This is a genomic window from Nonlabens xiamenensis (assembly GCF_003865345.1).
GTDB lineage: Bacteria > Bacteroidota > Bacteroidia > Flavobacteriales > Flavobacteriaceae > Nonlabens > Nonlabens xiamenensis.
This window is the reverse complement of the sequence record NZ_RMVE01000001.1, coordinates 851,808-873,908: the sequence shown is the minus strand read 5'-3', so window position 1 is coordinate 873,908 and position 22,101 is coordinate 851,808. Positions and strand designations below refer to the sequence as shown.

General features: G+C 41.9%; 14 protein-coding genes. 12 read left to right on the top strand and 2 right to left on the bottom strand.

Annotated elements, in window-relative coordinates:
* Positions 1 to 115 precede the first annotated feature (115 nt).
* The 11 genes from uvrC (at position 116) to EGM47_RS03750 (ending at position 16,247) form a co-directional block, all read left to right on the top strand.
* Positions 116 to 1,918, top strand: a complete 1,803-nt coding sequence (gene uvrC / locus EGM47_RS03800) for an excinuclease ABC subunit UvrC (RefSeq protein WP_124979686.1) — start codon at positions 116 to 118, stop codon at positions 1,916 to 1,918.
* Positions 1,902 to 4,163 (top strand): patatin-like phospholipase family protein, encoded by a 2,262-nt coding sequence (locus EGM47_RS03795; protein ID WP_124979415.1) that lies wholly within the window; start codon positions 1,902 to 1,904, stop codon positions 4,161 to 4,163. The genes uvrC and EGM47_RS03795 overlap by 17 nt, the downstream gene beginning before the upstream one ends.
* A 188-nt stretch (positions 4,164 to 4,351) precedes the next feature.
* Positions 4,352 to 5,509 carry a homogentisate 1,2-dioxygenase gene (locus EGM47_RS03790; protein WP_124979414.1) on the top strand — a complete coding sequence of 386 codons (1,158 nt, stop codon included), beginning with the start codon at positions 4,352 to 4,354 and terminating at the stop codon, positions 5,507 to 5,509.
* 35 nt (positions 5,510 to 5,544) lie between these two features.
* A complete protein-coding gene (locus tag EGM47_RS03785) occupies positions 5,545 to 6,132 on the top strand; it encodes a CCC motif membrane protein (RefSeq protein ID WP_124979413.1) in 588 nt (195 codons plus the stop codon).
* A gap of 108 nt (positions 6,133 to 6,240) precedes the next feature.
* Positions 6,241 to 7,404 (top strand): 4-hydroxyphenylpyruvate dioxygenase, encoded by a 1,164-nt coding sequence (gene hppD, locus EGM47_RS03780; RefSeq protein ID WP_124979412.1) that lies wholly within the window; start codon positions 6,241 to 6,243, stop codon positions 7,402 to 7,404.
* A gap of 87 nt (positions 7,405 to 7,491) precedes the next feature.
* Positions 7,492 to 8,286, top strand: coding sequence for a DUF3108 domain-containing protein (locus EGM47_RS03775; protein ID WP_124979411.1), 795 nt, complete (start codon positions 7,492 to 7,494; stop codon positions 8,284 to 8,286).
* Between the two features lie 136 nt (positions 8,287 to 8,422).
* The gene (locus EGM47_RS03770) at positions 8,423 to 9,412 is read left to right on the top strand and encodes a tryptophan 2,3-dioxygenase family protein (RefSeq protein WP_124979410.1); all 990 of its coding nucleotides are present in this window, start codon (positions 8,423 to 8,425) and stop codon (positions 9,410 to 9,412) included.
* Positions 9,413 to 9,415: 3 nt separating this feature from the next.
* Positions 9,416 to 10,675: a peptidoglycan DD-metalloendopeptidase family protein gene (locus EGM47_RS03765; RefSeq protein WP_124979409.1), complete on the top strand. Its 1,260-nt coding sequence runs from the start codon at positions 9,416 to 9,418 to the stop codon at positions 10,673 to 10,675.
* Positions 10,676 to 10,690: 15 nt separating this feature from the next.
* On the top strand, positions 10,691 to 12,325 hold the full coding sequence (gene pgi, locus EGM47_RS03760) for a glucose-6-phosphate isomerase (protein WP_124979408.1): 1,635 nt from the start codon (positions 10,691 to 10,693) through the stop codon (positions 12,323 to 12,325).
* A gap of 132 nt (positions 12,326 to 12,457) precedes the next feature.
* On the top strand, positions 12,458 to 15,721 hold the full coding sequence (locus EGM47_RS03755) for a TonB-dependent receptor (RefSeq protein ID WP_164510814.1): 3,264 nt from the start codon (positions 12,458 to 12,460) through the stop codon (positions 15,719 to 15,721).
* Between the two features lie 88 nt (positions 15,722 to 15,809).
* Complete coding sequence (locus tag EGM47_RS03750) at positions 15,810 to 16,247, top strand: hypothetical protein (protein WP_124979407.1); 438 nt, start codon at positions 15,810 to 15,812, stop codon at positions 16,245 to 16,247.
* A gap of 206 nt (positions 16,248 to 16,453) precedes the next feature.
* On the opposite strand, the gene mfd is transcribed toward EGM47_RS03750, so the two are convergent.
* On the bottom strand, positions 16,454 to 19,798 hold the full coding sequence (gene mfd, locus EGM47_RS03745) for a transcription-repair coupling factor (protein WP_124979406.1): 3,345 nt from the start codon (positions 19,796 to 19,798) through the stop codon (positions 16,454 to 16,456).
* A 95-nt stretch (positions 19,799 to 19,893) separates the two neighbouring features.
* On the opposite strand from mfd, the gene EGM47_RS03740 reads away from it, so the two are divergent.
* Positions 19,894 to 21,231 (top strand): dihydrolipoyl dehydrogenase family protein, encoded by a 1,338-nt coding sequence (locus EGM47_RS03740; protein WP_124979405.1) that lies wholly within the window; start codon positions 19,894 to 19,896, stop codon positions 21,229 to 21,231.
* Here the strand turns inward: EGM47_RS03740 and EGM47_RS03735 are convergent.
* Positions 21,218 to 22,048: a hypothetical protein gene (locus EGM47_RS03735; RefSeq protein WP_124979404.1), complete on the bottom strand. Its 831-nt coding sequence runs from the start codon at positions 22,046 to 22,048 to the stop codon at positions 21,218 to 21,220. The genes EGM47_RS03740 and EGM47_RS03735 overlap by 14 nt on opposite strands.
* Positions 22,049 to 22,101 lie beyond the last annotated feature (53 nt).

The window sequence follows — 22,101 nt, the reverse complement described above, 5'->3', positions numbered from 1 at the left end:
TACTAGTGCGCCAAAACACGGTGATCGTCTTGAGATTGATCGATCAATTGATCTGAGGTATAAAATTTCGCTTTCGCGAAAGCGTACCCAAAACAATCCCTATCTTTACCTTGCTATGGAATCACCACCGCTTGAGGTACAGATCAAAACCCTGCCTTTATCGCCAGGCGTTTATCTATATTATGACAAAAAAGACCGGTTGTTATATGTAGGAAAGGCTAAAAAGCTGAAAAAGAGAGTAGCTTCCTATTTCAACAAAAGTCACGATAGTTTCCGTATCAAGACTATGGTAAAGAATATTCACCGCATCGAGCATATTGTGGTGGATACAGAGACTGATGCCCTCCTGTTGGAAAATAGCCTGATCAAGAGCCGTAACCCCAGGTATAACATCATGCTCAGGGATGACAAAACCTATCCCTGGTTGTGTATCAAGAAAGAACGTTTTCCCAGAATATTTCTCACCCGCAAAATGATCAAAGACGGCAGTGAATATTTTGGGCCATATACCAGTGTTCGGACTGTCCGAACTTTATTGGAGCTGGTAAAAACCTTATATCCCATACGCACCTGCAACTACGATCTGCAGCAGGATAAAATAAAGGAAGGGAAATTCAAGGTGTGTCTGGAATATCACATCGGAAATTGCCTAGGACCATGTGAGGGATTGCAAGACGAGACTTCCTATAACCGCAATATAGAAGCGATCAGAGGCATTGTAAAAGGAGACTTTAAGGATGCCGTGCAATATTTTACAGAATTAATGCAGGAACACGCCTCACGCATGGAATTTGAAGACGCTCAACGCATCAAAGACAAATTGGATGTATTGACGCGCTACAAAGCCAAATCTACCGTAGTCAATGCCACCATTTCAAACGTGGATGTGTTTTCTATCGCTAGCGATGAGGCCGCAGGATATGTGAATTATCTACAAATCAACCACGGCGCCATCACCAGATCCCATACTATGGAACTCAAGAAGCAATTGGATGAATCAGACAAGGAATTGCTAGAGCTGGCCATCGTAGAAATACGCAATAGGTTTGATTCCCTGTCCACAGAAATATATGTTCCATTTCATGTGAATTTAGGAGAAAATCTCAAGGTCACCATCCCTAAAGCAGGTGATAAAAAGCGGGTGGTCGAACTCTCTGAGCGCAATGCCAAATTCTTCCGACAAGAGCAGTTTAAAACCATTAAAATCGTGGATCCTGACCGACATGTGAACCGACTCATGGCACAAATGAAAGCTGATTTACGATTAGATGAAGAACCCAGGCATATGGAGTGTTTTGACAATTCCAATATCCAGGGAACCAATCCGGTCGCTGCCTGTGTGGTATTCAAGGATGGTAAACCCAGCAAGAAGGACTACCGGCATTTTAATATCAAAACGGTAGAAGGACCAGATGATTTTGCCAGCATGGAAGAAGTGGTTTACCGACGTTACCGAAGGTTGATGGAGGAAGATGAACCCCTACCGCAGTTGGTGATCGTTGATGGTGGAAAAGGTCAACTATCCAGCGGTGTAATTGCCCTAGAAAGACTTGGGCTAAGAGGCAAGGTTCCAATCATCGGCATTGCCAAAAGACTGGAAGAACTTTTTTACCCCAACGATCCCGTACCTTTATACCTGGACAAACGTTCTGAAAGTCTAAAAGTGATCCAACAGATGCGAAATGAAGCCCATAGATTTGGTATCTCTCATCATAGGAACAAAAGAAGTAAGCAGGCCATCGAAACCGAGCTTGACCAGATCCCTGGAATAGGAGAAAAAACGGCGGTTGAACTGCTTAAAAACTTTAGGAGCGTCAAACGGATCAAATCGGCTGAAAAAAAAGAACTTGCGGAAGTTATAGGCCCGTCCAAGGCACAGAAAATTATTGATTTTTATATCAATGCAGAAGAAGAATAACATACAACCCCTTTTTTTCATTGCGCTGTTGTTTTGCGCAAGTGTTGCCAGCGCTCAACAGGATAGCACAGCTACGATTCGTCCAATAAAAAAATCTGACCCCAAGATTGGTCTTGTTTTGTCGGGTGGAGGAGCCAAGGGTCTGGCACATATAGGCGCACTGAAGGTCATTGATTCTCTGGGTATAGAGGTGGATTATGTAGCCGGGACAAGTATGGGCGCAATTGTAGGTTCTCTATATGCCTCTGGCTACACAGGCCAGCAATTGGATTCTATATTCCAGACCATAAATTTTGATAATATTATCAGTGACGATATCCCTAGAAAAGCGAAAACCTTTTATGAACGTAGGGAGAACGAGAGATATGCCGTCACCCTACCTTTCAAGGATTTTTCAGTACAACTGCCTTCATCTTTGAGCAAGGGACAAAATATTTACAATTTGCTTTCCCGCTTATTGTCCAATGTTAAGTCAATTGACAATTTTGAAAATTTGCCCATCCCATTTTTCTGTATCGCTACGGATGTTACCACTGGTGAGGAAGTGGTATTAGACTCTGGATATTTGCCCAGGGCAGTGAATGCTAGCGGTGCTTTACCTTCCCTATTTGCCCCCGTAGAGATCGATGGCCGATTGTTAATTGACGGTGGAGTAACCGACAATTACCCAGTTGAGAAGTTACGGGCCAAAGGAATGGATATTATTATTGGCGTAGATGTTCAAGATGACCTCAGAACATTAGACGAACTAAATGGAGCATTAGATATTCTTACTCAGATCAATAATTTTCGTACCATCCACGATATGGAACAAAAGATCCCAAAAACTGATATTTATATCGCTCCAGATATCTCAGAATTCAGCGTGGTGTCTTTTGATCAAGGAAATAAAATCATTCAACGTGGGTTCACCGCAACTTCAAAAAAAATAAATCAACTCAAAGCCTACAGGCAAAGGAATTACCAAAAACCAGAATTGACCAATATTGCCCAGGATAGTATCTATTTGAAGTATCTGGATATCACCGGTAATGAGAATTACTCACGATCATTCATCAAGGGGCGATTCAAAATTAAAACACCCGGAATGGTGGCCTATGAGGATATCAATAATGGTATCAACAACCTGCAAGCGACCAATAATTTCAAAAAAATTAATTACGAAATTTTAGAAAAGAAAGTGGGTACCGTTTTGGAGATTAGGGTAGAAGAAAGCGATGTACGAAATTATCTTAGACTTGGACTGCATTATGACGAATTGCTACGCAGCGCCGCACTGGTTAATTTGAGCCGGAAGAATGTTCTATTTGACAATGATATTGTATCTGCCGACTTTATCGTGGGCGATAACATTCGGTACAACTTTGATTACTACATTGATAAAGGACGATATTGGTCTATTGGGCTCCACAGCGAATTTGTAAAATTCGAGCAAGACATTCGGGCTTCATTGGTTGAGGATATCAATAATAGTGTGCCACTTGGGGTCAATTCTATCGAAATTCAATACCGGGATTGGACCCAGCAGTTTTATCTTCAAACGAGTCTCGCAAAATCCTTTAATCTTGTTGCAGGAGCTGAAATTAAATCGCTTACCGCATTTACCGAAACACTTGAAACCAATGATTTAGAAAACGACCGCACGTATTTTTCAGATGGAACCTTAGGTAGCATTTACGGTAAAATTCTGTTGGATTCATACGACAATGCGCAGTTTCCTAACAGCGGCTGGTGGGTGCAGACAGACTTTCACTTGTATCTTTTTAACACCGAATTCGGGGATGATTTTAATGAATTCTCGATAGCACAGATTGAAGTGGGTAGAGCAATTAGTGCGGGTAAATGGACTTTAGCGTTGGATGCCATGCTGGGCATCAGTATTGGGCAGCATAATAATTCTTCCTTGGATTTCTACTTAGGAGGATACGGTGCCAGGCGCATTAATAATATAGTTCCTTTTTACGGTTATGACTTTATCAGCCTAGGTGGAGATACGATGCTCAATGCAGGGGCTGAGATCGACTATGAGATTTTCAAAAAAAACCACCTAAGTTTTGGTTTTAATCTGGCCAACGTGAGTGATGACCTTTTTGAGCGCAGGGACTGGTTTACCCAGGCGCAGTATGTCGGATATGCCTTGGGATATGGCATCGAGACCTTTTTGGGACCTATTAAATTGAAATACAGCTTCAGTCCGCAACAGGATGACGGGCAATTCTTTGTGCAATTGGGATATCGTTTTTAGACTCCGGCTTTATTCTGCAGTGTACTATTTCGCTTAAAGCGAAAAGTGTCAATGTTTCTTGTGATTTCAAAAACCTTAAAGGATAGAAAGAGCATCTGCTTTTAAGATAATGGTCCTCCATAAAAAAACATGAATTCACATGGAATGGTGCCAGAAATTTCCGAAATTTAGACCAAAGTTGACAGTCCATGCCATTTTATCACCAATTGGGGAAGATACCTCCCAAAAGACATACCCAATTTCGCAAGCCAGATGGTAGCTTGTATTCTGAGCAATTGTTTGGCACCATCGGTTTTGATGGAATGTCTACCAATTCGTATCATGAACACCGCCCCACACAGGTGAAGGAGATACGCCATCAATACAGCCTTAAACCTGAAATTGCGCTGGAAAACCACATCAAATCCTACAAATTGAGAGGTTTTGATATTCAACCTGAAGCAGATTATTTGGATAGCCGCAAAACTATTTTGGTCAATAGCGATGTTGCCATCATTCTCGCTGCACCCCAACAATCCATTACCGATTATTTTTATAAAAATAGTGACGCGGATGAATTGCTATTTGTACATAAGGGCACTGGAACCCTGAAAACACATTTGGGGAATCTTACGTTCAAATACGGAGATTATCTGTTAATTCCGAGAGGTATTATTTACCAAATTGACTTTGATACGGAGGACAACCGCTTGTTTATTGTAGAGAGCAGGCGACCTATTTACACCCCAAAACGTTATAGAAATTGGTTTGGCCAGTTATTGGAACATGCACCCTTTTGTGAAAGGGATTTAAGGAGACCTGAAAGTTTAGAAACCCACGATGAAAAAGGCGATTTCCTGATGAAGATCAAAAAACAGGATGATATGTTCGAGATGATCTATGCCACCCATCCTTTTGATGTGGTAGGTTATGATGGTTACAATTATCCTTATGCATTTTCCATTCACGATTTTGAACCGATCACCGGTAGAATACATCAACCGCCACCAGTACATCAAACCTTTGAAACAGACGCCTTTGTGGTATGCAGTTTTGTCCCTCGATTATACGATTACCATCCAGATGGAATACCCGCGCCATACAACCACAGCAATATCGACAGTGATGAAGTCTTGTATTATGTAGATGGGGACTTCATGAGTCGCAATGATATTGCCCCAGGTCACATCAGTTTACATCCAGCTGGCATACCCCATGGACCACATCCAGGCGCAGTAGAACGCAGTCTGGGTAAAAAAGAAACAGAAGAACTAGCCGTCATGGTCGATACCTTCAAGCCACTGATGCTTACAAAAGAAGCTTTGTCTATCGCCGACGAAAGTTACCACAAGAGCTGGTTGGAATAACAAAATCAGTATTATTGCAATCTAATTCATACTGCGTGCAAGAAAACAACCCCAATTACACTAATTCTGGGCAACAACAACCCGGATCACCAACAGGCCAGCGCTCCTATCGTTATGACTACGAAGGAGAAAAATTGGTTAACGACCCGGCCGCGCTCACTATAGCCATCATATCATTAGTGCTATACCTGATTGGTTGCATTTGTTATGGCCTGCTATCAATTTTGACCTTGGTGGGAAGCATCATCGCCTGGGTAATGGCTAATAAGGCCATAAGAATTTATCGTTCAGACCCTGAACGCTACAGCCGCAATACATATAAAAGTGTAAATGCGGGTAAGATTATCGGAATTATAGGTGCTGCTCTATCCGGAGTGACAGTGTTATTTTGGTTGATCATGCTAATTTTCTTTGGCGCTGTTTTTTCTCAAGCCTTGGATGGGAAGTTTGATCTTAAGGATTTCCAAGATCGAGCTTACGACGATTATGACGATGGGGCCACAGAAGACCTCTATGAAACCACTGATGATGACTGGGAATATATGGAAGATGACCAAGACTCTTTGGAGATGATGAAAGAGCCGATCATTGAAATAGAAGAAGTTCCAATAGATAGTATATAGAATGATGTATATTCAGCGAATGGACATTTCACCTCACTTGAGAGCCATGTGGTAACTAGTCCAGCTATCACATGTAAAAAATCCATTGCCTTAATTAAAAATAACATCATGCCAGCAGAAATAAAAAACCTCAAAGACCTTAAAAATACAGAGTACTCCTTAAAAAAAATGTTTACCGAGGCAGAAGACTTTCTTCCGCTTTTGGGAACGGATTATGTAGAGCTTTATGTCGGTAATGCAAAACAAAGCGCCCATTTTTACAAAACTGCCTTTGGTTTCCAATCCGAAGCTTATGCCGGACTGGAAACTGGTAAAAAAGACCGGGTATCTTATGTGTTAAGGCAGGGAAAAATTCGTCTTGTTCTCACCTCTCCCCTTCAAAAAGGCGGTGAAATCAATCGGCATATTGAAGAGCATGGTGATGGGGTTAAGGTAGTTGCTCTTTGGGTAGAAGATGCCCGAAAGGCCTTTGAGGAAACAAGAAAACGAGGTGCAAAACCTTTCATGACACCCACAGTGGAAACCGATGAACACGGTGAAGTAGTGCGATCTGGTATCTATACTTATGGGGAGACCGTTCATATTTTCGTTGAACGCAAGAATTATCAAGGTACTTTTCTACCCGGGTTCAAAAAATGGGAGTCTCACTACAACCCTGAGCCAGTAGGTCTTAAGTTTATTGACCACATGGTGGGGAACGTAGGTTGGGATGAAATGAATACATGGTGTAAGTTTTATGGTGAGGTAATGGGCTTCGCCCAAATTATCTCCTTTGCCGATGATGATATTTCTACCGAGTACACTGCCTTGATGAGCAAAGTGATGAGTAACGGTAACGGCAGGGTCAAATTTCCCATCAACGAGCCGGCTGAAGGAAAAAAGAAATCTCAAATCGAAGAGTATTTAGACTTCTATAATGGCCCAGGTGTACAACATATTGCAGTAGCGACGGATGATATAGTAGCTACGGTGAGTGCAATGCGGTCACGAGGAGTCGAATTCCTATACGTACCAGATGAATATTACGACGACCTGCTGGAGCGTGTGGGCGACATTGACGAGGACGTAGAGGTGCTCAAAAAGCATGGTATCTTAATTGACCGAGACGAGGAAGGATACCTTCTACAATTATTTACAAAGACCATCGTGGATCGACCTACTATGTTTATTGAGGTAATCCAGCGCAAGGGTGCACAATCCTTTGGTGTTGGTAACTTTAAAGCCTTATTTGAAGCCATAGAAAGAGAACAAGCTTTAAGAGGCACGCTTTAGGGTTTCATTGACTTGTTAAATAATTATGGAATGGACTTTGTAATTGGTATAGCGTGAAACCTATTTCACGTATTACGGTTTTAAGATATGAAAAAGACATTACTATTATTGCTAGCAGTTTTTGCAACGACCACAGCCTTTACTCCAGGTACGATTACTGATAATGAGCAACAGGCATTTGAAGAGGGAGAGTGGTTTAAATTTCGCATCCATTACGGCATGTTTAATGCGAGTTATGCAGAACTGAAGGTGAACAAATCCAGATTAAAAGGGAAACCTGTCTACCACATCAAAGGAACGGGTAAATCTACGGGCTTACTTCATCTGTTTTTTGAAGTAGATGACAAATATGAGACTTACATTGATCGGGAAACGGTAAAGCCTTACAGGTTCATCAGAAAGATTGATGAAGGCGGCCATACCAAGGACATTCAAATCGATTTTGATCATGAAGCGGGAACTGCCCTGGTTCACGACAAGAAGCACAAGAAAAAAACCACAGAAAGTATTCAACCGAATACCCAAGACATGGTCAGCGCTTTTTATCACTTACGCAATATCGTGGACATCGAGTCACTTGAAAAAGGCGACGAATTCAAATTGCCTATGTTTTTTGATAAGGAGAACTTTGATTTTAAGTTAAAATACTTAGGGGAAGAGACGATCAAAACCAAATTTGGCAAGGTAAAAGCCTTGCAATTCAGGCCCTATGTACAATCTGGAAGAGTTTTCAGGGAAGAAGAAAGTCTTACCGTTTGGATTTCTAAGGATGACAATAAAATTCCTTTGAGAATACAGGCAAAACTTGCCGTAGGGTCCTTAACTGCGGACCTGGATGCTTTTAAAGGCCTGAAGCACTCTTTCAAGATTCAGGTAGATTGAACGGTTTAAAATAGTTCACTTTGGAAACATATATCCTCGGCTCTGATAAATAGTGTTAATACGTTAAGACAATCTTAAAAAAGTATTGACAGACTCGCTGGGTATTAGTATTTTTGCCACATTCCAAAACTTAATGATGTCCAAAGAAATAAGTCCAGAAATAGCCGAGCGCATCTCTCTACTGGAAGATAAGTTCAAACACTCTGGTCAAGATATGTTGTCCTACCTGGACGGATTGCTCTATGACACCTATACCACCTACTGGGACTATATACGACTGGATACCTTGTTGAGTTTGCAGGTACCATCGACAGAATTTCCCGATGAAATGATCTTCATCGGTTACCATCAAATAACAGAGCTCTACTTTAAGCTGATCATCCACGAGCAACTTCAGATCATTGAAAACGAACACCTGACTGCTGCTTTTTTTGAGGAAAAGGTCAAGCGTATCAATCGGTATTTTAATGTATTGATCAACTCCTTTGAAGTGATGATCAAAGGAATGGAGCGAGAGCAATTCTTGAAATTCCGTATGTCTTTGTTACCCGCCAGTGGATTTCAGAGCGCACAATTCAGAATGATTGAATTTTACAGTACCGATCTGGAAAACCTGGTTCATGCTTCAAAGCGTTCTCGCTTTCGCGAAAGCGAAAACCATCAACCTGAATTATCAAATGCCTTTTCCATAGAAGATTATTTTGCTCAGATTTACTGGAAGAAAGGTGGCATTGATATGCACACAGGAGAAAAAACACTGACCCTGAAACAGTTTGAAAAAAGATATACGCCAAGGTTTTTAAGAATTGCGCATCAAGTGCAATCAACGAATCTGAATCAGCGTTATCTGAATCTTCCCAAAGAAGAACAAACAGAAAATTTGAGAACTGCTTTGCGGACATTAGATCAAAATGTCAATATCAACTGGTTGTTGATGCATATGGGTGCCGCCCACCGGTACCTAAGGAAGGAAGGAAAAGCAGTTCAGGCAACAGGAGGAACAAACTGGAAGGAATTTTTACCGCCCAGCTTTCAAAAAATATCCTTTTTCCCAAGTCTTTGGAGTTCTGAAGAACATGAAAACTGGGGAAAGCAGTGGGTAGATCATGTATTAAACACAAAATAGGAAATGAAAAAAATCTTTATCGCCAGCCTAGCCGTGACATTGATGCTTGCTTCCTGTAAAAACGATAAAATCGTTGAGACGGAACAGGAACTAGCCGTCACAGAGCCAGAAATTGTAGAACCAGTAATGAAGTATGGCTTTGACCTCAATGAATATGAGGTTTTTAAGGATACGGTTCACAGTGGTGACACTTTTGACGATTTGATAAAAGATCACTTGGTGGAAGGGCAAAGCTCTTTTCACACAGCAAATACGCTGAATGAAATCTATGATCTAAGACGCATTCAGGCCGGGAAACCTTTTAAAATCCTCAAGCGCAAGGACAGCATACACACACCAGAGGCTTTTATTTATGAACCCAGTAAACTGGATTACATAGTGGTAAAACTAACGGACAGCCTTGCCGCCTATCGAGATAAACATCCTATTTCTTTCAAAAGAAAAACAGCCAGCGGAATTATTGAAAGTTCGCTATCGCAAGCCATGGCAGATGAAGGTTTGGGTCAAAGTGCGATCGCCAAACTCTCTGATGTTTACCAATGGTCTATTGACTTTTTCAAACTTCAGAAAGGTGACCGATTCAAGATGATCTATCAGGAAAGATACATCAATGATAGTATTTATGCAGGGATAGAAGCCATTGAGGTAGCCGTTTTTGAAACCGATGACACGCCTTTCTATGCCTTTGATTACGTCACTGACAGCATCAAGGGTACCAGTGACTTTTACGACGAAAATGGAAAAACCCTGCGCAGTTTTTTCCTCAAGGCGCCGGTTAATTATTCAAGAATATCCTCCCGCTTTACCAAACGCAGATTCCACCCTGTCCAAAAACGATGGAAAGCGCACAAAGGAACCGATTATGCCGCTGCATATGGCACACCTATCGTTGCAACAGCCAATGGGGTAGTCACCAAATCAGGATATACAGGCGGAAATGGGAATTATGTAAAAATCAAGCACAACGGTACCTATTCCACCCAATACCTGCACATGACCAAAAGAAAAGTGAAGGTAGGACAACATGTCAAACAGGGTCAGGTCATAGGAACTGTGGGCAGTACAGGTTTGGCAACAGGCCCACACGTGTGTTATCGTTTTTGGGTGAATGGCGTACAAGTAGATCCTTATCGACAAAATCTACCCAGCGCTGACCCACTCCCTCAGGATCAAATGGAAGTCTATATGGACTTTATCGCTCCACTTAAGGAGGAGATTGATCTCTTACCCTTTAAGGAAGCCAAGGCAGATCCAATACTTTAGAATCAGTACAAGACTATGAAAAATATAAATCCAACATCCACAAATGCTTGGCAAAGGCTGCACGAGTTATTCCAAGATATGAAGGAATTCCAACTGAGAGATGCCTTCATCCACCATCCTGAACGCGGCAAAGAATTTTGCATCAGCCATGAAGACTTTTTTGTAGATCTGTCAAAGAATCTAATTACTCCAGAAATCAGCGCTGCTTTGAATGCATTGGCAGAAGAGTGCGGATTAGATCAGGCTATCCAAAGTTATTTTGGAGGGGAACGCATCAACGCGACAGAGGATCGTGCCGTTCTACACACCGCTCTACGTACAGACCAAGACACCGCACCAACTGCTGTAAAAGAAAAAGTCAAAGAAGCAGAGCTCAGTAAACAAAAGATGTTTGGATTTGTGGATGCTGTTCACAAAGGCAGCGCAACCACCTACAAAGGAGAAACTTTTGATACGGTGGTCAACATAGGCATCGGCGGTAGTGACTTAGGACCAGTAATGGTTTACGAGGCATTGCAGGCTTATAAAAACGATATGGAGCTCCACTTTGTATCCAATGTAGAAGGAGACCACGTGGAAGAAGTATTGAAAAAAATCAATCCTGAAACCACCTTGTTTGTGATTGTTTCAAAATCGTTTGGAACTCAGGAAACATTAACTAATGCCACTACAATCCGCAATTGGTTTATAGATCGATTGGGGAGAGATGCAGTTCCTCAACATTTTATTGCTGTAAGCAGTAATATTGATCGTGCTGTTGAATTTGGTATTGATAGAGAGAATATTTTCCCTATGTTCAATTGGGTAGGTGGTAGATTTTCTTTGTGGAGTACTGTTGGAATGTCCATTGCCTTAGGTGTAGGTACATCAAATTTTCAAGCCTTATTGGATGGAGCAGCGAGTATGGATGCTCATTTCAAAAACACATCCTTTGACCGTAATATTCCAGTCCAACTGGCGTTGCTCACCATATGGTACAACAATTTTTATGGCGCAGAGAGTGAGGCCGTCATCCCTTACACCCAATATCTCCACAGGTTACCCGCTTATCTACAGCAAGCGATTATGGAAAGTAATGGCAAAAGCGTAGATCGCAATGGTGATCGTGTAGACTACCAAACTGGAAATATTGTTTGGGGAGAACCAGGGACAAATTCGCAACACGCCTTTTTTCAATTAATTCATCAAGGAACTAAATTGATTCCTGCTCATTTTATCGCTTTCGCTAAAGCGAAATATGACCATCCAGACCACCACAACAAGCTCATGGCCAACTTTTTTGCTCAAACCAAGGCTTTGATGTTTGGCAAGACGGCTGCTGAAGCTCATGAAGACTTGATAAGATCAGGTAAATCAGGCGAAGAAATTGAAACACTGGTTCCTTTTAAAGTTTTTGAGGGCAACAAACCTACGACCACCATCTTAATTGACGAATTAACACCGCGCAGTCTAGGTAAACTGGTAGCCATGTATGAACACAAGATTTTTACCGAGGGAGTGATATGGAATATCTATAGCTATGATCAATGGGGAGTGGAATTAGGAAAGGTGCTTGCCGACGTTATTCTACACGACATTGAACATGTGAGTTCTACCGATCATGACGCCAGTACAGACCAACTTTTACAACGTTTTTATTCCAAAAAATAACAAGGCTCTGTTGTTCAGATAGATAGCGTTGATAACAATTGTATATCTTAATATTGGCTTAATATAGAAAAGCTGATTTGGGCTGTATTTTTGCAAAATCAAACTATAACTTTTTCTGACATGAACAGAACCATGAAATTTCTATTTGCACTCGGACTTTTCCTGAGTACGATGGCAGTTGGCGCGCAGGTTACCACCTCAAGCATCAACGGTCGTATCCTTGAGGCCGAAAATGAGCCCCTGTTGGGTGCCACTATCCAAGCGGTACACAACCCTACAGGCACCAATTATGGAAGTTCGACCGATATTGACGGGTATTACCGTATCAATAACTTGAGAGCTGGAGGTCCCTACACCATTACTATTTCCTATGTAGGGAAAAAAACAGAAGTTTTGGAGGGCATCAACCTTCAACTGGGAGAGTCCCAAAACATTTCTTTAACCATGGCTGATGAGGCCAACGCTCTGGATCAGGTAGTCATTAATGCTGTCAGGGATGGGATTTTTGATTCTGGAAAAACTGGAACTGAAACCAATATCTCTACCCGTGAGATCAACACACTTCCTACCACAACCAGAAATATCTCGGATTTATTGAGAAAAACTCCGCAAGCTGACGTAAGTGAGGATGGCGCGATCTCTCTTGGCGGACAAAACAACAGGTACAACTCCTTTTACGTGGATGGAACTGTTAACAATGATGTGTTTGGACTATCGTCAACAGGTACCAATGGGGGACAAATCGGCGTTAATCCAATCTCCCTGGACGCGATTGAATCTTTTTCCGTAAACCTAGCTCCCTTTGATGTACGTCAATCTGGTTTTGCCGGTGGTGCAATCAATGCTATCACCAGATCAGGAACTAATGAATTTTCTGGAAGTGTTTATGGATACTACAGAAATGAAGATCTGGCCGGAAAAACTCCAGGAGCTTTTGACGTAGAGGACAGAGAAAAACTGGATGAATTCAGTGCTCAACTTTACGGTGTACGTGTGGGCGGCCCTATTATCAAAGATAAATTGTTCTTTTTTGTCAATTATGAAAGACAAGATGAGGAAACACCGCGCTTTTTTGATGCCGATGGATACACTGGAAACTCTACAGTAGCAGAGCTCAATACCTTAAGACAAGGCTTGATCGACACATTTGGTTATGATCCTGGAAATTTTGAGGACGGAACCCAGACCTTGGTCTCTGACAAATTCTTAGCCAGACTGGACTATAACCTTAATGATAAGCACAGCTTTACTTTAAAGCACAATTATGTACGTGGGGAATCCAACTCGCCTAGCCTCAGTAACAGGGCTAACATCAATTTTGCAAATGCAGGTATATTCTTTCCATCAGAAACCAACTCAACTACCTTTGAGTGGAGAGCTACCAACGGAGGAAACTTGTCCAACAACTTGATCATTGGTTATACCACAGTGAATGATGACCGTGATCCTATAGGAAATCCTTTCCCCAGAGTAAGTATCGATGATGGCCAAAACAGTAGCATTACTTTTGGTTCAGAAGCTTTTTCTACGGCCAACCTCTTGGAACAATCTGTATTGACCGTGACCAACAACTTTGATATTCAGAAAGGTGCTCATAATATCACCATTGGTGGGAACTTTGAATATTTTGACGTACGTAACGTATTTGTACGTCAAAACTTTGGACAATACCAATTCTTGAGTCTTGCCGACTTTAATACTTATTTAAATGCAGATCCTAGCGATGATGTAGCAGCCGATGCTTATGATTATAGTTATTCACTGTTGGATCCAGCAGGTGTAGGTGGTGACGACATTCAGGCAGCTGCAGCTGCCTTTGAATATTCACAGTTAGGCCTCTATGCGCAGGATGCCTGGAATTTAACTGAAAACTTCAAATTGACATACGGCGTAAGATTTGATGTTCCTTTCTTCTCTACAGGAACAGTGAATGAAGACTTCAATACTAGAACTGTAGCCTTGCTAGAAGCAGCAGGAAAAGATCTTCAAGGAGCAAGAGTTGGAAAGGAAATCAAAAGTCAAATCCATGTTGCACCTCGAGTTGGATTTAACTGGGATGTCAACGGAGACAACAGCACACAAATCCGTGGAGGAATGGGTGTATTTACCTCTAGAATTCCGTTGGTATGGCCAGGTGGTACCTATAACAACAATGGTGTTTCTGTAGGTGGAGTTGATGAAAGAGATTTTGACAATGACGAGGTGTTCTTTGTAGGAGATCCAAACAACCAACCTATCGGAAATGGCGCTGCTCCAGGCAGCGGTCAACTAGGAGGTCAAATCGACTTGTTTGCTCCCGAATTTAAACTACCTCAAGTAATGAAGTACAACTTGGGAATCGATCAAAAATTGAAACTTTGGGGATTGATTGCTTCGGCAGATTTCCTTTATAATGAAACATTGAATAATGTTACTTACGAAAATCTGAATACAGTTGGACCACAAGGTAGCCTGAATGGCGCTGATGACAGATTGTACTGGAACAGAGATAGAATTGACAACACATACAGTAATATCTACTTAGGAACTAACACCAATGAGGGTTGGTCTTACAATGCGACTTTCAGTCTTACCAAGCCAGTCAAGAATGGTTTTGGCGGGCAGGTAGCCTATACCTATGGTAATGGTAAGTCGGTTTTTGAAGGTACGTCTTCTCAAAACAGTAGCCAGTGGAGAAATGTGGTAACCGTTAATGGTAAAAACACGGCCAGAAACGGTAATGATCTATTTGCAACCGGTCACCGCGTGACTGCCAACGCTACTTACGAAATCAATTGGAATGATAATATCCGTACTAGTTTTGGACTGTTCTATACAGGTCAAAATGGTCAGCGTATCTCCTATATCTATAATGAGGGACGTGATTTGTTAGGTGATGACTCAAGAGACAACGCCTTGATTTATATCCCGAGAAACCAATCTGAAATTAATCTGGTTCCAATTCTTGATGATGACACTGGTGCCACCATCTTTACTGCCCAACAGCAATGGGAAGCTTTGGATGCATTTATCGAGAATAATGACTACCTGAGCGAGCGTAGAGGTGAATATGCTGAGAGAAATGGTAGCCGTGCAAGCTGGAATCACAGCATTGATTTGAAAGTGCTACAGGACTTCTCCATTTATACTGGAGCCAATAAAGATAAAAGGAATACGCTACAATTATCCTTGGATCTATTCAACGTAGCCAACTTCTTGAATAAAGATTGGGGAGAGCGCACTTTTGTACCCAACTTTGGAGAGGTAGGATTAATCACTACCGAGCAAGGAGGTCCAGATCCAGAATTTACCTTTAATCCTTCATTTACCAATGATAGCATAGAAGTAGTAGATGACGGTGGTACACGTTCTTCAAGATGGCAAATGCAGGTCGGTCTTAGATATATCTTTAACTAAGCTAAACCTTCAAAAAAATTCTAGAACCCTGCTCAACTTTTGAGCAGGGTTTTTGATTTTAGAGTATTTTTGAATCAAATACTTTTTTATGTCAATAGAAACTATTGTTTTGAAAGCGCACTCCGGATGGGCCTATTTACTACTCATCGTTCTTACGATCGCAACGATCAATTCACTGATAGGTTATTTCGGTAAAAAAGAATTTGGAAATAAAGACTTTAGTCTGGCTTTAGTAGGCCTGATCGTCACTCATATCCAACTACTACTAGGAATCGCATTATATGTAACACCCAGTAATTTAGCTAGATGGGACGTTGAGGGTGCCATGGGAATTCCGGCTGTACGGTTGCTGATTCTAGAACATCCGTTAATGATGATCATAGCCGTAGCTCTGCTGACCATCGGTTACTCTAAACATAAAAAGAAAAGGGTGAGTCAGGGAAAATTTAAAATGTTGGCCATTTTCTATAGCCTCGCTTTAATCGTAGTGCTTTCCAGGTTACCTTGGACCCAATGGTTAGCTTAATTCCGCTTTCGCGAAAGCGACTTTAAGAGGATCACGACAAACGGGAGAGCCCAGCGGCACAACGAACCTGAGGTATTCACAACCAACGGGAGAAATAACAACTCAATCCAATTGTAGGGGGAAGTCTTTCCGTATCGCCGGCGATCATCTAGAAAACTATTTGCGGAAGGATAAGGGATATCTACAACTCATTGCATTTACTTTTATCATTCTGCCGGTTGGACTTTTTTAGGCGCAATCAATTCCAGGACTTGAAGTACCCGATCCACCGATCGAGCATTGTTGACCGTCAACAACAATCTCAGGCCAGCCCTGGTTTGCTTTTCCTTCATTTGCAAAAGCTTAGGATTGTTCTGCACCGCTTTAATGATATTCATAAACACAGGGGATTGATAGAATCCGCTCTGCTGGTCAGAAACAAAATATCCTACAAACTTACCCTGTTTCATCACCACTTTTTCAAGTCCCAGCCTTGCTGCCAGCCACTTCACCTGAACGCTGGTCAGCAATTGCTCTGCTTCCTCTGGCAAGGGTCCAAAACGATCTTCCAGCTCCTTACGGTAAGCCTCTAGACCTTTTTCATCCTCCACTTCGTTAAGTTTGGAATACAAGGCCAATCGCTCTGTGATTGAATTGATATAATCGTCTGGAAACAACAACTCAAAATCAGAATCTATACTCACATCGCTCACGTGCTTTTTGTCTTCTTCCTTTTGCTCGTATAATTCCGAAAATTCGTTTTCTTTTAATTCATTGATAGCTTCACTCAATATTTTTTGATAGGTATCAAATCCTATTTCGTTGATAAAGCCACTCTGTTCCCCTCCCAAAATATCTCCTGAACCACGAATTTCCAGATCTTTCATCGCAATGTTGAATCCGCTGCCCAATTCTGAAAACATTTCCAGCGCCTGAATACGTTTTCGGGCATCTTCGGTCATGACCTCGTAAGGTGGTGTGATGAAATAGCAAAAGGCTTTTTTGTTACTGCGTCCTACCCTACCGCGCATCTGGTGTAGGTCTGATAATCCAAAATTATTGGCATTGTTGATAAAGATCGTATTGGCGTTAGGAACATCCAGCCCACTTTCGATAATGGTAGTTGAAACCAAAACATCAAATTCTCCATTAATGAAAGCCAGCATCAGTTCTTCCAGCTTTTTACCTTCCATTTGCCCGTGCCCTATGCCTATTTTGGCATCTGGTACACTGCGCTGTATCATACCCGCTACTTCCTTGATGTTTTCAATACGGTTGTGGACAAAGAAAACCTGACCTCCACGAGAAATTTCATAGCTTATCGCATCACGTATGATTTCTTCGTTAAAACGCACCACCTTGGTTTCTACAGGATGACGGTTAGGTGGTGGTGTTTTGATCACACTTAGGTCCCTGGCTGCCATTAGCGAAAATTGGAGAGTACGAGGAATAGGAGTAGCTGTCAAAGTAAGGGTGTCAATGTTTTCCTTTAAGGTCTTGAGTTTATCCTTTACCGCTACACCAAATTTTTGTTCTTCATCAATAATCAATAAACCCAGATCCTTGAATTTAACCGCCTTATTCACCAGTTGGTGGGTACCAATGACTATGTCAATACTGCCGTCTTCCAGACCGTCAAGTACGGTTCTGCGCTCCTTGGCAGTTCGGAAACGGTTGAGGTAATCTACCTTTACCGGTAAGTCGGCTAGACGTTCCTTAAAGGTTTTGGCATGTTGGAATGCCAATATGGTCGTTGGAACCAGCACAGCGACTTGTTTCCCATTGACCGCTGCTTTAAACGCCGCCCTGATGGCTACTTCGGTCTTTCCAAAACCAACGTCACCACACACGAGTCTATCCATCGGACGATCGCTTTCCATGTCTTTTTTTACATCATCAGTAGCGGCACTCTGATCAGGGGTGTCTTCATAAATAAAACTGGCCTCCAGTTCATTTTGTAGATATCCGTCTGGAGCGTATTGGAAACCTTTTTTCGCCCTTCTTTTTGCATAAAGCTGGATCAGATCAAAGGCGATTTCCTTCACCTTCTTTTTAGTTTTAGCCTTCAACTTTTTCCAGGCAGGACTTCCCAGTTTATACACTTTAGGCGGTTTGCCATCCTTACTACTATACCTGGTAATTTTATGTAAAGAGTGGATGGAAACGTAAAGAATATCGCGCTCGCCGTAAACCAATTTGATGGCCTCCTGCTTTTGACCGTTGACATCAATTTTTTGCAGTCCTCCAAATTTTCCAATCCCGTGATCTATATGGGTTACATAATCACCGATTTCAAGCGTATTTAATTCTTTAAGCGTAATGGCCTGTTTTTTCGCATAACCATTCTTGAGGTGAAATTTATGGTAGCGATCAAAAATCTGATGATCTGTATAACAAGCAATCTTAAGGTCATGATCCAGAAAACCACGATAAATCGGCATGACCACTGTCTCGTATTGTACATCAGCTTGCATGTCCTCAAAAATGTCCTGAAAACGCTTGGCTTGCTGGTCGGTACCACAGAACAGGTAATTGGTATAGCCGTTTTCTTGATTTTCCTTCAGGTTTTCAATGAGCAAGTCAAACTGCTTATTAAATGAAGGTTGTGGTGACGTATGAAAGCCCAAATCGGTAGATCCGGCGGCGAACTCAAAATATTGAAAGTTTTGCAGTTGTTGTTTGATGAGACTGGCATCACAAAAAATTTCTCCTGGCAATAATTGTCTTACTTCTCCCTGCAATTCGTTGTAGGCTTGTTCCGCTTTCGCGAAAAGCGCATCCAACCTACCCAAGAGCAGGTCCATGTTCATGGAAAAGACCATTGTCTTACTTGAAACATATTGTAAAAAACTCTCCCTGCTCTCTTCAGATTTTTTGTGTTCCACATTAGGGATGATGGATATTTTCTTGATCTGTGTACTGGAAAGTTGGGTCTCTACATCAAAGATCCTGATTGAATCAATCTCATTGCCAAAAAACTCAATACGATAAGGCTCATCATTGGAGAAGGAAAACACATCCAAAATTCCACCACGCAGCGAAAACTCACCTGGTTCTGTTACAAAATCTACCCTTTTGAACTTGTATTCAAAGAGTACTTCATTGGCAAAATCGATTGAAATCTGATCGCCCACGGCAATTTTCAAGGTGTTTTTTTCCAGTTCTTTGCGGGTCACTACTTTTTCAAATAATGCATCTGGATAGGAAACAATTACTGCAGGTTTACGTCGTGAATTAATGCGATTGAGCACCTCAGCGCGCAGGAGTACATTGGCATTATCGGTTTCTTCTATTTGATAGGGTCGCCTGTAACTGCCCGGATAAAACAACACCCGATCCTCTCCGATCATACGTTCGAGATCGTTCAGATAGAAGGCAGCTTCTTCTTTATCGTTGGCGATGATCAAAAATGGATTTTCTGACGTTTCAAAAAGGATTTTTAATATTATGGATATCGCGCTTCCCTGTAGTCCACTAATTGTATATCTTCCCTGATCTTGCGATGCAAGTGATTGAAGCTGTTGTGTTTGTGACTGCTTGCGATATTGGTTGAGTATACTTGTAAAAGCCATAATTAATCCGCAAATATAAGTGCTGCTTCCAGCCTCTTCAACAATATTGAGAATTCTTTAATAGCTAGGGCTGGATCTACTTTATATCTTGTGGTATGAAAAAATTTGATGTGTTTGTGTTCGGCACTGGAACGGCTGGAAAATTGGTCGCTAAACAATGTGCCAAGGCTGGAAAGTCAGTGGCCATAATTGATAACCGGGCTTATGGTGGTACTTGCTCCCAACGCGGCTGCGATCCTAAAAAATTGATGTTGGCCTCTACCGAAGCCCTTCAATTGGCTCAGGACATGCAAGGTGATGGCATACAAGGAGACATCACTCTGGATTTCCATGCCGCCCACAGGTATGCACATCGATATGTGGATGACATCCCTAATAACACAGAAGAAGCCTTAAAAAAAGAAGGAATCACCTGCTTTCACGGTGAGGCTCATTTTGTGGATAGTCACCACATCGTACTCGAGGACCAGAAAATCCAATCTGATATTTTTGTGATCGCCACAGGAATGACAACACTGCCCTTGGGAATCCCAGGCGCCTCTCATTTGCTCACATCTGATGATTTTTTCCAATTGACAAAGGCACCAGAAAAAGTAGTGTTCGTCGGTGGCGGATACATAGGAATGGAATTCGGTCACATGCTGGCCAGAGCCGGCAGTAAAGTATACATTTTAGAAAAATCGGATCAGTTGTTGGGTCCGTTTGAAGCTTTTACCGCCAGTTTTGTCGAGCGGGCCTCTGAAGAACTGGGGATAGAAATCATCAAAAACGCCCAAGTTTCTAGCCTAGAGGAAAATGGAGATCGATTAACCGTCCATTATGCGATGGACGATGGGATGCATCAAATTACCGCTGATAAAGTATTTAATACCGCAGGAAGAGTCCCTTCCATCAGTAGTCTTCAATTGGAAAACGCTGGCGTGGTCACCGATAAAAAGGGCGTGGTGGTTAATAAATACCTTCAAAGCACCACCCAGGACCATTTTTATGCCTGCGGAGACGTATCCAGCAAAAGCCTACCTCTTACGCCATTGAGCAGCAGGGAGGCCAAAGTGGTTGCAGACAACATTACCAAGAATCCGCGTGAATTGGATATCCCAGCCATCCCCAGTGTTGTATTCACGCTTCCCAACTGTGCAGGAATAGGTCTGACTGAGCAACAAGCCAAGGAGCAAGGAAAAGATTACCAGATAATTCAAAAAGATGCGAGCGCCTGGTTCAATAACAAACGCATCAATGCCAACTTCTATGCATATAAATTGGTGGTGGAAAAATCCAGCGATTTGATTCTTGGGGCCCATATTGTTGGCCATGGTGCAAGCGAGCAAATCAATATGTTTGCGATAGCGATGAAAGCAAGAATGACAATGGATGCCTTACAGGATACTATATTTACTTATCCCAGTTGGGGCAACGATATCATAAGTTTTTAGTCGATCGCCATTGTTTAAATTTGATCAGTGGATGGGTATCCATATGCTGGCTGCCGTGATAAACCACAGCTATCAGTAAAAACAACGCTAGGGCAAAAGCCAAAATGCCGAGATAATTGACTGGCCCATTATAATGTCGTACACCGATCGCAACCAAGGCCCAAACGCATACCATGGCATATTCCCGCATATTTCTGAAATATAATATAGCCATATTCAAGGCAAACGCGACAAATATCATGACAGCGGTGGTAATGATTTGAGTGGATATGTGGATCTCAAAGATTCCGTTGAGAAATGCAGCTATGTTGGCGATAAGGGCCACACTGATCCACCCAGCATACAAACATAATGGCCACCACACAAAAGCAATGATGGGAAAGGGAGCATCCCAAATTTCCATATCCAACAATCGCACGCACATCAACAGACAAAACAGAATTCCGCACATAAATATGACTGAGGCCGCAATATGCTCATCTAACCAAAGCACTACCCAAAGCGTACAGAAAACATTGGCCGCCAGGAACCAGGGGCTCGTGGTTTTTACAACATCGGTGCGATAACTCTTTGTCTTGGATTGTTGGCCCTTAGAAAAAGCTGTGTAAACACCATAAATCCCAAATACCAGCAGCATTAGAAAAATCAATCCCCAAATGGAAAAAGCATAAGAAGCGGGAGTAAACAGATTATTGTATTCTGCGCTGAGCTCACCTACTGTTTTCCCATTGTAGTTTCCGTTGCTGGCATATGCGTTCCATGCGATTAGAATGATAACGCTTAATAAATTTAAAATGGAGATAGTTTTATTCGACATCAATCAAATATAAAAACGTGCTGGACTAAGCTCCACCTCTTTATCAATAATTT

What these genes read in the sequence shown, in the direction of transcription:
- mfd (WP_124979406.1), bottom strand. Translation starts at nt 19,798, where the DNA reads ATGGCTTTTACAAGTATACTCAACCAATATCGCAAGCAGTCACAAACA.
- EGM47_RS03735 (WP_124979404.1), bottom strand. Translation starts at nt 22,048, where the DNA reads ATGTCGAATAAAACTATCTCCATTTTAAATTTATTAAGCGTTATCATT.
- EGM47_RS03770 (WP_124979410.1), top strand. Translation starts at nt 8,423, where the DNA reads ATGTCCAAAGAAATAAGTCCAGAAATAGCCGAGCGCATCTCTCTACTG.
- hppD (WP_124979412.1), top strand. Translation starts at nt 6,241, where the DNA reads ATGCCAGCAGAAATAAAAAACCTCAAAGACCTTAAAAATACAGAGTAC.
- EGM47_RS03755 (WP_164510814.1), top strand. Translation starts at nt 12,458, where the DNA reads ATGAAATTTCTATTTGCACTCGGACTTTTCCTGAGTACGATGGCAGTT.
- uvrC (WP_124979686.1), top strand. Translation starts at nt 116, where the DNA reads ATGGAATCACCACCGCTTGAGGTACAGATCAAAACCCTGCCTTTATCG.
- EGM47_RS03740 (WP_124979405.1), top strand. Translation starts at nt 19,894, where the DNA reads ATGAAAAAATTTGATGTGTTTGTGTTCGGCACTGGAACGGCTGGAAAA.
- EGM47_RS03750 (WP_124979407.1), top strand. Translation starts at nt 15,810, where the DNA reads ATGTCAATAGAAACTATTGTTTTGAAAGCGCACTCCGGATGGGCCTAT.
- pgi (WP_124979408.1), top strand. Translation starts at nt 10,691, where the DNA reads ATGAAAAATATAAATCCAACATCCACAAATGCTTGGCAAAGGCTGCAC.
- EGM47_RS03790 (WP_124979414.1), top strand. Translation starts at nt 4,352, where the DNA reads ATGCCATTTTATCACCAATTGGGGAAGATACCTCCCAAAAGACATACC.
- EGM47_RS03795 (WP_124979415.1), top strand. Translation starts at nt 1,902, where the DNA reads ATGCAGAAGAAGAATAACATACAACCCCTTTTTTTCATTGCGCTGTTG.
- EGM47_RS03765 (WP_124979409.1), top strand. Translation starts at nt 9,416, where the DNA reads ATGAAAAAAATCTTTATCGCCAGCCTAGCCGTGACATTGATGCTTGCT.
- EGM47_RS03775 (WP_124979411.1), top strand. Translation starts at nt 7,492, where the DNA reads ATGAAAAAGACATTACTATTATTGCTAGCAGTTTTTGCAACGACCACA.